Annotated in this window: 6 protein-coding genes and 3 rRNA genes; 2 read left to right on the forward strand and 7 right to left on the reverse strand. The window is 63.7% G+C overall.

Annotated features, from left to right (window positions below):
• Positions 1–3: 3 nt before the first annotated feature.
• Genes BKA14_RS24520 through BKA14_RS24530 form a run of 3 tightly spaced genes read right to left on the reverse strand, consistent with a single transcriptional unit; the run spans position 4 to position 4,333 of the window.
• Positions 4–390: a DUF4233 domain-containing protein gene (locus BKA14_RS24520; RefSeq protein ID WP_184953218.1), complete on the reverse strand. Its 387-nt coding sequence runs from the start codon at positions 388–390 to the stop codon at positions 4–6.
• The gene (locus BKA14_RS24525; protein ID WP_184953219.1) at positions 387–1,712 is read right to left on the reverse strand and encodes a bifunctional folylpolyglutamate synthase/dihydrofolate synthase; all 1,326 of its coding nucleotides are present in this window, start codon (positions 1,710–1,712) and stop codon (positions 387–389) included. Before BKA14_RS24525 ends, BKA14_RS24520 begins: the two co-directional genes overlap by 4 nt.
• Positions 1,709–4,333, reverse strand: a complete 2,625-nt coding sequence (locus tag BKA14_RS24530; RefSeq protein WP_184953220.1) for a valine--tRNA ligase — start codon at positions 4,331–4,333, stop codon at positions 1,709–1,711. The genes BKA14_RS24525 and BKA14_RS24530 overlap by 4 nt, the downstream gene beginning before the upstream one ends.
• A gap of 68 nt (positions 4,334–4,401) precedes the next feature.
• Between BKA14_RS24530 and BKA14_RS24535 the strand changes: the two genes are divergently transcribed.
• Entirely contained in the window at positions 4,402–5,055 is a 654-nt protein-coding gene (locus tag BKA14_RS24535) for a hypothetical protein (protein WP_184953221.1), read from the forward strand.
• A 111-nt stretch (positions 5,056–5,166) separates the two neighbouring features.
• Here the strand turns inward: BKA14_RS24535 and rrf are convergent.
• The 3 genes from rrf to BKA14_RS24550 form a co-directional block, all read right to left on the reverse strand.
• Positions 5,167–5,283, reverse strand: a 5S ribosomal RNA gene (gene rrf, locus BKA14_RS24540).
• A gap of 116 nt (positions 5,284–5,399) precedes the next feature.
• Positions 5,400–8,508 (reverse strand): 23S ribosomal RNA (locus tag BKA14_RS24545).
• Between the two features lie 363 nt (positions 8,509–8,871).
• A 16S ribosomal RNA gene (locus BKA14_RS24550) occupies positions 8,872–10,390 on the reverse strand.
• The 16S, 23S and 5S rRNA genes sit together here, the layout of an rRNA operon.
• A 595-nt stretch (positions 10,391–10,985) precedes the next feature.
• Between BKA14_RS24550 and BKA14_RS24555 the strand changes: the two genes are divergently transcribed.
• Positions 10,986–11,201, forward strand: coding sequence for a hypothetical protein (locus BKA14_RS24555; RefSeq protein WP_184953222.1), 216 nt, complete (start codon positions 10,986–10,988; stop codon positions 11,199–11,201).
• A gap of 693 nt (positions 11,202–11,894) precedes the next feature.
• Here the strand turns inward: BKA14_RS24555 and BKA14_RS24560 are convergent.
• A complete protein-coding gene (locus BKA14_RS24560) occupies positions 11,895–12,692 on the reverse strand; it encodes a carbon-nitrogen hydrolase family protein (protein ID WP_184953223.1) in 798 nt (265 codons plus the stop codon).
• Between the last annotated feature and the right edge of the window lie 47 nt (positions 12,693–12,739).

Genomic DNA, 12,739 nt, shown 5'->3' on the forward strand with positions numbered 1-12,739 from the left:
GGGCTATCCGAGGATGGTCCTCCGCACGTACAGGGCATAGACCCAGGCACCGCCGAAGCACAGGCCCAGCACTGCCAGCGACCAGTGCAAGAGCCCGCTGGCCAGCAGCAACACCTGCAGCACGGTGCCCGCCGGCCAGGCCCAGGAGCGGCCCATCATGCCCGCGAGCAGCGCCGCCAGCACGGCCAGGACGATCACTGACGCGATGCCCCAGCCGTTCAGGTCGCCGCCCATGATCCGGATGGGCTGGATGCCGAGCAGCAGCACGATGGCTTCCAGCACGAGCGTCCCCGCGCCCAGACCCCGTACGGCGGCCTGGGGGTTCTTCAGCCCCGACCGCGGAGCCCCGGGATCGGGCGAGGACGAGGGATCAGGCGAGGGCGAGGTCATCGTTTGAGCAGCTTCCGGGCGTCGGCCACCGTGACCACCGAACCCGTGATGATCACGCCGACGCCGCTGAGCTCGCCCGACGTGTCCTCCTCGGCGATCACCACGGCCTCCTCGATCGCGTCCGGCATGGTCTGTGCGACGGTCACCCGATCCTCCCCGAAGATGTCGGTGGCCAGCTGGGCCAGCTCGTCGACCGGCATCGACCGCGGCGAGCTGTTCTGCGTGACCACGATTCGTGCGGCCACCGGTTCCAGCAGGTCGAGCAGCCCGGAGACGTCCTTGTCGCCGAGCACGGCCACGACCGCGACGAGGTGCCGGAACGAGAACTCCTCCTCCAGCGCGCTGACCGTCGCCGCCATGCCGTGGGGGTTGTGCGCGCCGTCGAGCAGGATCGTCGGCGCGCTGCGGACCCGTTCGAGCCGCCCGGGCGAGTCGACCTGGGCAAACCCTTCCCGTACGAGGTCCAGCTCCAGTTGTTTGCCGGGCCCCGCGCCGAGGAAGGCTTCGACGGCCGCGAGCGCCAGCGCCGCGTTCTGCGCCTGGTGCGCCCCGAAGAGCGGCAGGAAGATCTCGTCGTACACGCCGCCGAGCCCCTGCAGCGTGAGCACCTGCCCACCGACGGCCTGGGTCCGTTCGATCACGCCGAACTCGCTGCCTTCGCGGGCCAGGGTCGCGCTCATCTCGGCGCAGCGTTCGAGGATGGGCCGCATGGCCTCCTCGGTCTGCAGTGACGTGATCACCGTGGCGCCCTTGTGGATGATGCCCGCCTTGGCCCAGGCGATGTCTTCGATGGTGTCGCCGAGCCACTCGGTGTGGTCGAGCCCGATCGGGGTCATCACGCACACCCCGGCGTCGATGACGTTTGTCGCGTCCTCCTCGCCGCCCAGTCCCACCTCGACGACGGCGATGTCCACGGGAGCGTCGGCGAAGGCCGCGTAGGCCAGCGCGGTGGTCATGTCGAAGTAGGTCAGCGACTCCGTGTTGCGCGCGTCGATCAGGTCGGCCAGCGGCGCCACCTCGTCATAGGTGGCCGCGAGCCGTTCCTCGCTGATCGGTTCGCCGTCGAGGCTGATTCTTTCCCGTACGGTCTCCAGGTGCGGGCTCGTGTACCGCCCGGTGTGCAGGCCGTGCGCCCGCAGCACCGCGTCGATCATGCGGGCCGTGCTGGTCTTGCCGTTAGTGCCGGTCAGGTGGATCGCCGGGTAGGCCCGCTGAGGGCTGCCGAGCACGTCCATCAAATCCCGGATCTTCTGCATGTCGAACGCCATGCGGGTGAAGCCGCGCCCGTTGAGCGCGGCCTCCACCTCTGCGTAAGTGCTCATGCCGTAGGCAACGCTTCGAGAGCCGCGGCAATTCTCGCAAGATCAGCCTCAGCTGTCGCCAGCCTGTCCTTGATCTTCGCGACGACCTGCTCGGGGGCCTTGCCGACGAACGATGCGTTACCGAGCTTGCCCCGGCACTGCGCCGCTTCCTTCTCGGCGGCGGCGCGGTCCTTCTCGAGCCGGGCCCGTTCGGCCGCCACGTCGATCGTGCCGCGCGTGTCGAGGTCGACCGTGATCGCCCCGGAGACAGCGAGCGTCGCCGTCGCCGTGAAGCCCGCCGCCGGCGGGTCGAGCCGGGCCAGGGAGCGGATCAGCGGCTCGTGCGTGTCGATGCCGGCGTTGCCCAGACCGGTGAGCGCCGCGGAGACCCGCTGGCTCGGCTTGAGCCCCTGGTCGGAACGGAACCGCCGGACCTCGGTGACCACCTTCTGCAGCGCGGCCAGCTCCTCCTCGGCGGCGTCGTCGATCAGCTCCTTCTCGGCCGCCGGCCACTGCGCCTTGACGATGGTCTCGCCGCCGGTGAGCGCGGTCCACAGTTCCTCGGTGACGAACGGGATGACCGGGTGCAGCAGCCGCAGCAGCTGGTCGAGCACGTGACCGAGCACCCGCTTGGTCGCCTCGCCGCCCTCGGCCAGCACCGGCTTCGACAGCTCGAGATACCAGTCGCAGACGTCGTCCCACGCGAAGTGGTAGAGGGTGTCGCAGACCTTCGCGTACTCGTACGCCTTGAACTGCTCGTCGACCTCGCCGATCACGTGCTGCAGGCGCGACAGGATCCACTTGTCGATCGCCGACAGCTCCTCCGGCGCCGGCAGCGGCCCCGCGACCGTCGCACCGTTCATCAACGCGAACCGGGTCGCGTTCCAGAGCTTGTTGCAGAAGTTGCGCGAACCCTGGCACCACTCCTCGCTGATCGGCACGTCGGAGCCGGGGTTGGCCCCGCGGGCCAGCGTGAAGCGGGTGGCGTCGGCGCCGTAACGGTCGATCCAGTCGAGCGGGTCGACCACGTTGCCGAACGACTTCGACATCTTCTTGCCGTGGCCGTCGCGGACCATGCCGTGCAGGTTGACCACGTTGAACGGCTGCACGTCGTCCATCGCGTACAGCCCGAACATCATCATCCGGGCGACCCAGAAGAACAGGATGTCGTAGCCGGTGACGAGCACGCTGGTCGGATAGAACTTGGCCAGCTCGGCGGTCTGCTCGGGCCAGCCCATGGTCGAGAACGGCCACAGCGCCGACGAGAACCACGTGTCCAGCACGTCCTCGTCCTGGGTGTAGCCGGCGGGCGGCTCGTCGTCGGGCCCGACGCACACGACCTCGCCGTCCGGCCCGTACCAGACCGGGATGCGGTGACCCCACCACAGCTGACGCGAGATGCACCAGTCGTGCATGTTGTCGACCCAGGCGAAGTAGCGCTTGGACAGCTCGGCCGGCTCGATGGTGACGCGCCCGTCCCGTACGGCGTCGCCCGCCTTTTTCGCCAGCGGACCGGTGTTGACGAACCACTGCAGCGACAGCCGCGGCTCGACAGTGGTCTTGCAGCGCGAGCAGTGACCCACCGAGTGCACGTACGGCCGCTTCTCGGCGACGATGCGGCCCTCCTCGCGCAGCGCGGCGACGATCGCGGGGCGGGCCTCGTACCGGTCGAGACCCTCGAACGGACCGTGCACGGTGACGACCGCGCGCTCGTCCATCATGGTGATGCTGGGCAGGTCGTGCCGCTGCCCGATCTCGAAGTCGTTGGGGTCGTGGGCCGGGGTCACCTTGACCGCACCGGTGCCGAACGCGGGGTCGACGTGCTCGTCGGCCACGATCGGGATGCGCCGGCCGGTGAGCGGCAGCTCGATCTCGGTGCCGACCAGGTGCTTGTAGCGCTCGTCGTCGGGGTGGACGGCCACGGCGGTGTCGCCCAGCATCGTCTCGACCCGGGTGGTGGCCACGACGATCGCGTTCTCCCCGTCGCCGTACCGGATCGAGACGAGCTCGCCCTCGTCGTCGGTGTGCTCGACCTCGATGTCGCTGAGCGCGGTGAGGCAGCGCGGGCACCAGTTGATGATCCGGTTGGCCCGGTAGATCAGCTCGTCGTCGTAGAGCCGCTTGAAGATCGTCTGGACGGCGCGGGACAGCCCCTCATCCATCGTGAACCGCTCACGCGACCAGTCCACGGAGTCGCCCAGCCGGCGCATCTGCCCCAGGATGGCGCCACCGGACTGCGCCTTCCACTCCCAGACCTTCTTGACGAAGTCCTCGCGGCCCAGGTCGTGCCGGGACAGCTGCTGGGCGGCGAGCTGACGCTCCACCACGTTCTGCGTCGCGATGCCGGCGTGATCCATGCCCGGCAGCCACAACACCTCGTAACCCTGCATGCGCTTGAGCCGCGACAGGGTGTCCTGGATGGTGTGGTCGAGGGCGTGCCCGACGTGCAGCGAGCCGGTGACGTTGGGCGGCGGGATGACGATCGAGAACGCGGGCTTGTCACTGGCCGGATCAGCGGTGAAGTAGCCCTCGGTTACCCACGTCTCGTACCGCCGCTGCTCTACCTCGCCCGGCTGGTACTGGGCGGAGAGGCCGCCGGTGGGCCGGCTGTCGGGGGTGCGGTTCTGGGTCGTCTCGGTCACCCGACAAGTCTACGGATGCCGCGACGGAACCCCGAATTCGCATCGCCTCTGCTTGCTACGCTCCTGCAATGCCCGAGCCCGGCCCCGATCCGATCGACATCGGCACTCTGCCGCCCCCCTCACCTGCCGATTCCGCCCCCGACGACGTCGAGGATCAGGCGAAGCCCAACCGTTTCCCCGTACGCCGGGTGTTGATCGTCGGTGTGCTGGCGATCGCGACGGCCGGCGTGGTCACGCTCGGCTTCACCAGCTGGCGCATCATCGCCCAGAAGGACGCCACGCTGACGACCCCGCAGCAGATCGGGAACCTCGTCGTCGACGGCTCGGAGAACGGCGTCACCACAGCCGACTATCTGCAGACGGCACTGGCCGCGGAGGTCGAGCTCGACCGCACGGTGGGCGCGGTCTATCAGGAGACCGGCGAGAAGGACGTGCTGTTCCTGGGCGGCACCGGCCTGATCTGGACACCGTCGCGCGATCTCGAATCCGCCATGTCCCTGATCTCCGACAACGAGGGTTCGGTGACCAACCTGCACGACGTGGACCCGGGGCCGCTCGATGGCGTCATGAAATGCGGAATCACCAAGACCCCGGACGGCGATCTGACCGTGTGCGGGTGGGCCGACCACGGCAGTCTGGCCCTTGCGATGTTCAACAACCGCACGGAAGCCGAGGCGGCGCCCCTGATGCGCCAGATCCGCGACGCCACCGAAACCCGCTGATCCCCTAAGTGCCGGCCGCGTCCTTTTCCGGGGCGCGGCCACAATCGTTTTAGGCCCCGAAACGACAGTAGGCCCACCCCGTGATGGGGTGGGCCTACTGTTTCACGTTGAGTCCGGCGGCGTCCTACTCTCCCACACCCTCCCGAGTGCAGTACCATCGGCGCTGGAGGGCTTAGCTTCCGGGTTCGGAATGAGACCGGGCGTTTCCCCTCCGCTATGACCACCGAAACAGCTATCAGCGGTGGAACAAACCAGTTTCAGCAGCACGGCCATGTTCAGCCGGCGCTTCTGGTTGTTCGTTTGCTGTGAATCACACAGTGGACGCGTCGAGCAAAAAGTTTAGGGTGGTTAAGCCCTCGGCCTATTAGTACCGGTCGACTGAACCAGTTACCTGGCTTACATCTCCGGCCTATCAACCCAATAGTCTCTTGGGAGCCTTACCCACTCAAGGTGGTGGGATACCTCATCTCGAAGCGAGCTTCCCGCTTAGATGCTTTCAGCGGTTATCCCTTCCGAACGTAGCCAACCAGCCGTGCCCCTGGCGGGACAACTGGCACACCAGAGGTTCGTCCGTCCCGGTCCTCTCGTACTAGGGACAGCCCTTCTCAAGTATCCAACGCGCACGGCGGATAGGGACCGAACTGTCTCACGACGTTCTAAACCCAGCTCGCGTACCGCTTTAATGGGCGAACAGCCCAACCCTTGGGACCTGCTACAGCCCCAGGATGCGACGAGCCGACATCGAGGTGCCAAACCATCCCGTCGATATGGACTCTTGGGGAAGATCAGCCTGTTATCCCCGGGGTACCTTTTATCCGTTGAGCGACACCGCTTCCACACGCAAGTGCCGGATCACTAGTCCCGACTTTCGTCCCTGCTCGACCCGTCAGTCTCACAGTCAAGCTCCCTTGTGCACTTACACTCAACACCTGATTGCCAACCAGGCTGAGGGAACCTTTGGGCGCCTCCGTTACCCTTTAGGAGGCAACCGCCCCAGTTAAACTACCCACCAGACACTGTCCCTCGACCCGATCAGGGCCGCAAGTTAGATACCCAAACCCAACAGAGTGGTATTTCAAGATTGCCTCCACCCGAACTGGCGTCCGAGCTTCACCGGCTCCCACCTATCCTACACAATTAAATTCGGATACCAATGTCAAGCTATAGTAAAGGTCCCGGGGTCTTTCCGTCCTGCCGCGCGTAACGAGCATCTTTACTCGTACTGCAATTTCGCCGGGCCTGTGGTTGAGACAGTGGGGAAGTCGTTACGCCATTCGTGCAGGTCGGAACTTACCCGACAAGGAATTTCGCTACCTTAGGATGGTTATAGTTACCACCGCCGTTTACTGGCGCTTAAGTTCTCCGCCTCGCCCCGAAAGGCTAACAGGTCCCCTTAACGTTCCAGCACCGGGCAGGCGTCAGTCCATATACATCGTCTTACGACTTGGCATGGACCTGTGTTTTTAGTAAACAGTCGCTTCCCCCTGCTCTCTGCGGCCATACCACGCTCCACCAGCAAGTGGCTTCACGCGTCCGGCCCCCCTTCTCCCTAAGTTACGGGGGCAATTTGCCGAGTTCCTTAACCACAGTTCACCCGTCGCCTTGGTATTCTCTACCTGACCACCTGTGTCGGTTTAGGGTACGGGCCGCTCGGAACATCGCTAGAGGCTTTTCTCGGCAGCATAGGATCACTGACTTCACCTGAAACGGCTCGGCATCACGTCTCAGCCTTAATCACACGCGGATTTGCCTACGTGTGGGCCTACACGCTTACCCCAGGACAACCACCGCCTGGGACCAGCTACCTTCCTGCGTCACCCCATCACTAAACTACTACCCCACAAGGTCCCGCGCTCCGCTGATGCCGGCCGAAGCCATTACCAGTTTTGGGCGGTTAGTACATGAAGGTTCGTCTTGGGCGTTCCTTCGCGGGTACGGGAATATCAACCCGTTATCCATCGACTACGCCTCTCGGCCTCGCCTTAGGCCCCGACTCACCCAGGGCGGATTAGCCTGGCCCTGGAACCCTTGGTCATCCGGCGGAAGAGGTTCTCACTCTTCATTCGCTACTCATGCCTGCATTCTCACTCGTATGGCGTCCACGACTGGGTCACCCCGCCGCTTCACTCGCCATACGACGCTCCCCTACCCATCCACACCACTGCACCAACCGACGAATCGGAAGGCGGATGTCATGTGTGAATGCCACAGCTTCGGCGGTGTGCTTGAGCCCCGCTACATTGTCGGCGCGGAACCACTTGACCAGTGAGCTATTACGCACTCTTTAAAGGATGGCTGCTTCTAAGCCAACCTCCTGGTTGTCTAAGCGACCCCACATCCTTTTCCACTTAGCACACGCTTAGGGGCCTTAGCTGGTGATCTGGGCTGTTTCCCTCTCGACTACGAAGCTTATCCCCCGCAGTCTCACTGCCGCGCTCTCACTTACCGGCATTCGGAGTTTAGCTGATTTCGGTAAGCTTGTAGGCCCCCTAGACCATCCAGTGCTCTACCTCCGGCAAGAAACACACGACGCTGCACCTAAATGCATTTCGGGGAGAACCAGCTATCACGGAGTTTGATTGGCCTTTCACCCCTAACCACAGGTCATCCCCCAACTTTTCAACGTTGGTGGGTTCGGTCCTCCACGCAGTCTTACCCACGCTTCAACCTGCCCATGGCTAGATCACCCCGCTTCGGGTCTAGAACACGCGACTAACAACGCCCTATTCAGACTCGCTTTCGCTACGGCTACCCCACACAGGTTAACCTCGCCACGTGCCACTAACTCGCAGGCTCATTCTTCAAAAGGCACGCCATCACCCCGAAAGGCTCTGACGGATTGTAGGCGAACGGTTTCAGGTACTATTTCACTCCCCTCCCGGGGTACTTTTCACCATTCCCTCACGGTACTCGTCCGCTATCGGTCACCAGGAAGTATTCAGCCTTACCAGGTGGTCCTGGCAGATTCACAGCAGATTCTAGGAGTCCGCTGCTACTCGGGAAATCCACAAAGAGGCTTTGAATTTTCGTCTACGGGGCTCTCACCCTCTACGGCCGGCTTTCCCACACCGTTCCACTAACCCAAAGCTTTGTAACTCTCCACCACACTGTCAGATATGGTAAGTGGCTCCCACAACCCCACATGCGTAACCCCTGACAAGTATCACACGCACACGGTTTAGGCTAAATCCGCTTTCGCTCGCCACTACTCACGGAATCACTATTGTTTTCTCTTCCTACCGGTACTGAGATGTTTCACTTCCCGGCGTTCCCCCCAACCAGCCTATGTATTCAACTGGCGGTAACACGACATGACTCGTGCTAGGTTTCCCCATTCGGACACCCTGGGATCACAGCTAGGTTGACAGCTCCCCCAGGCCTATCGCGGCCTCCCACGTCCTTCATCGGCTCCTGGTGCCAAGGCATCCACCGTTCGCCCTTGACAACTTAACCACAGAAAACAAGATGCTCGCGTCCACTGTGCAATTCTCAACCAACGACCAACCCACAACCCGAAAACGTTCCGTACCGAACCTCGGCGCCGTCACCGGCTCCCACGAGTGGTATACGAAACCAGGTCGCGCCTGGCACTGAAATCCCAACCACACAGGTTGTTCTTTCAGGACCCAACAGGGTGCTATCTCTTGTCGCCCTCCCCAGCCGCACCAGCGAATCCGTTCCACGCCCGAAGGCTGTACTAGGCTCGCCGGCCGTTGCCGGTTCAGACTGGCCAGTGTCTCCGCCTATGAGCACCCCGGTTCGTCATTCGCGAACCGTGGGCTACTGACCTGCTTTCACAGGTGAGTTGCTCCTTAGAAAGGAGGTGATCCAGCCGCACCTTCCGGTACGGCTACCTTGTTACGACTTCGTCCCAATCGCCAGCCCCACCTTCGACGGCTCCCTCCCCTTGCGGGGTTAGGCCACCGGCTTCGGGTGTTGCCGACTTTCGTGACGTGACGGGCGGTGTGTACAAGGCCCGGGAACGTATTCACCGCAGCGTTGCTGATCTGCGATTACTAGCGACTCCGACTTCACGGGGTCGAGTTGCAGACCCCGATCCGAACTGAGACCGGCTTTTTGGGATTCGCTCCACCTCACGGCATCGCAACCCTTTGTACCGGCCATTGTAGCATGCGTGAAGCCCTGGACATAAGGGGCATGATGACTTGACGTCATCCCCACCTTCCTCCGAGTTGACCCCGGCAGTCTTCGATGAGTCCCCGCCATAACGCGCTGGCAACATCGAACGAGGGTTGCGCTCGTTGCGGGACTTAACCCAACATCTCACGACACGAGCTGACGACAGCCATGCACCACCTGTCACCGGCCCCGAAGGACCCCACATCTCTGCGAGTTTTCCGGCGATGTCAAACCCAGGTAAGGTTCTTCGCGTTGCATCGAATTAATCCGCATGCTCCGCCGCTTGTGCGGGCCCCCGTCAATTCCTTTGAGTTTTAGCCTTGCGGCCGTACTCCCCAGGCGGGGCGCTTAATGCGTTAGCTGCGGCACAGAGAACCGGAGAGGTCCCCCACACCTAGCGCCCAACGTTTACAGCGTGGACTACCAGGGTATCTAATCCTGTTCGCTCCCCACGCTTTCGCTCCTCAGCGTCAGTATCGGCCCAGAGACCCGCCTTCGCCACCGGTGTTCCTCCTGATATCTGCGCATTTCACCGCTACACCAGGAATTCCAGTCTCCCCTACCGAACTCGAGCCTGCCCGTATCGACCGCAGGCTTGGGGTTGAGCCCCAAGTTTTCACGGTCGACGCGACAAGCCGCCTACGAGCTCTTTACGCCCAATAAATCCGGACAACGCTCGCGCCCTACGTCTTACCGCGGCTGCTGGCACGTAGTTGGCCGGCGCTTCTTCTGCAGGTACCGTCACTTGCGCTTCGTCCCTGCTGAAAGAGGTTTACAACCCGAAGGCCGTCATCCCTCACGCGGCGTCGCTGCATCAGGCTTCCGCCCATTGTGCAATATTCCCCACTGCTGCCTCCCGTAGGAGTCTGGGCCGTGTCTCAGTCCCAGTGTGGCCGGTCGCCCTCTCAGGCCGGCTACCCGTCGTCGCCTTGGTAGGCCATCACCCCACCAACAAGCTGATAGGCCGCGAGCCCATCCCAGACCGAAAAACTTTCCACACAGACTTCATGCAAAGCTGTGTCGTATTCGGTATTAGCCCCCGTTTCCGAGGGTTATCCCAAAGTCCAGGGCAGGTTACTCACGTGTTACTCACCCGTTCGCCGCTCGAGTACCCCGAAGGGCCTTTCCGCTCGACTTGCATGTGTTAAGCACGCCGCCAGCGTTCGTCCTGAGCCAGGATCAAACTCTCCAACAAAAACCTGTTGAAAAACTGTCCCGGCAGTTAAACAACTGCCAAAGGAATCACCCACCGACAAAGCCCGTCCCGAAGAACGAGCAAGCCGGCCGGGGTATAACTAATTGGCACTGGCTTATCAAGCACCCTGTTGAGTTCTCAAAGAACAACCACACCCGGCTAACCGCTCCGGGGCAACCGCTCAAACTTACCCGGTCGGCTTCGCGAGCGCAAGACTCGAAATCTTGCTCGCACCGCCCAAGTTGGCCCCACGTATCTGACCCGCGCGGCGGGTGGATCGTGGGAGTGGCCTCGCGGACCGGCCGACGACCACTAAGTGATCTGCTTGCCCGGTTCCCGCTGGCTTGACTACCTTACCCGGTCGGTTTCGCTGGCGCAAGTTGCCTTGCTCCGCTCCGCCCGAACTTGTTCAGCCAAGCTTAACGCCTCACCCTCTGGGCTACCTGGCGACCGTCGCTTTCGCTCCGTTCGTCCGGGTTTCCCTCGGGCAGAGAGAAAGTTACGCGACCGGGTGCCGCGCATGCAAATCGACCCTCGTGCCCACTCCCGCGCCGAGACGCCCCGAAACTGCTTCGCATCGTGAAAGAGTGGGCCCATGCGAGCTTCCGGGACGCTGGCAGCCGACGTGCTCATCGACATGATCATGCCCTTCGGGCAGTTCCTCATCGGCACACTTGTGCTGGTCACGCTGGTCGTATCGATCCGCCGGCTCCTGGAACGAGGCCCATCCCGCATGGGCGGAGCAATGCTCCTGAGCGGCGGCGCCGTAATCGGTCTGGCACTGGTCGGCTACTTAGTGCAGCTCCTGTGACCCCGCCGACACTCTGAGAACTTCCAAGGAATCCCCTACTGCCCACGGCCCAACACAGGAACGGCCGCCGGCACTCAGATCCTCATCGCCCTGCCCCACAGGCCCTGCCACCCGCATCCACGGCTCGATCGAGTCCGCCAGGTCGGGCTCGCGCGCCACCTGGAGTTCCATGAACTTCCCCAGGCCGATTCAGCACCCACCGGCAGCACACAACCACCCCGAGCGCGACCGGCGGACCGCCGACCACAACGGGACCGCGCAGCCACCCTCTCCATCCGCAGGGCCTGGTCTGACTCACCCATGGCGTGAAAGAGCTGCGGCCCCAGAGTCCACCGTCTCCCGGCTCACACCCACAGCGCCGACAGCCGCACCCGGCTCGTCGCCGACGGACCGGCGTGAACTCCGCCAGAGTTTGTGGACTTGCCCCAGCCCGATCACGGCAGTTTCGTCCGTCCATCAACCACAACCGGTCCACCGCCGTGCAGATGCACCGGGCCGACCAATCGCGACCGAGCGGGCCACCGCCATCAGGCTCTGCTCGGGCCGACCGACCACAAGCGGGCTCCGCCATCGCGGACACCGGCAGCCACGACCGGCCAAAAGGCGGGCTCTCCTACCGGTCGCTGGCGGAGGGCTGATCGACTACACGACGCCGTGGCGCTGTGAGCTGGGCCGTCGGGGTCGGGGAGGTGCTCAGAGGCGGCGGTTGGCGAGGCTGGGTAGCTCTGTGCGGATCTGGTCGAGGCGGGCCAGATCCAGGTCGGCGATGGCGATGCCCACGGTGTCGGGCGCTTGGGCCAGCACGGTGCCCCAGGGGTCGATGATCATGCTGCGGCCGAAACACGTACGGGAAGGGTTGTGGTCTCCGATTTGGCCGGCGGCCACGACGTAGCACTGGTTCTCGATCGCGCGCGCTCGAAGCAGGACCTCCCAGTGGTCGCGACCGGTGTGCACCATGAAGGCGGCCGGCACGATCAGGATGCGGGCCTGCCCCTCGACTGCGAGCCGCCGGTAGAGCTCGGGGAACCGCAGGTCGTAGCAGATCGACAAGCCCGTGCGGACCCCTGCGATCTCGGCGACGACCGTCTCGTCACCGGGGGCTACTGAGCGTGACTCCTGATAGGAGACCCGGCCCGCGATCTCCACGTCGTACAGGTGGATTTTGCGGTAGCTCGTGACCAGCTCGCCGCGGGGATCGAAAACCAGTGACGTGTTGTAGGTGCGGCGCTCGTCCGGGCCGCTCTCGTGGAAGGAGCCGGCGTGCACCCAGATGCCGAGCTCACGGGCGGCGGTCGAAAAGAACTGCGCGAACTCGCCGTCGACGCCTTCCGGCTCGGGCAAGGTGTCGCCCGCGCCTAGGTAATCGACGTATTCCGGGAGCACGGCCAGCTCGGCGCCGGCGGACGCCGCCCGGTCGAGCAGGCCCCGGGCGACTTTGAGGTTGTGATCCCGATCGGCCTGCGAATTCACTTGGCACACCGCTACGCGCATGAGTGCAGCCTACGAGCGAGGTTGGATTGGACCAACCTCCGGAAGTC

It is taken from the genome of Paractinoplanes abujensis (assembly GCF_014204895.1).
GTDB lineage: Bacteria > Actinomycetota > Actinomycetes > Mycobacteriales > Micromonosporaceae > Actinoplanes > Actinoplanes abujensis.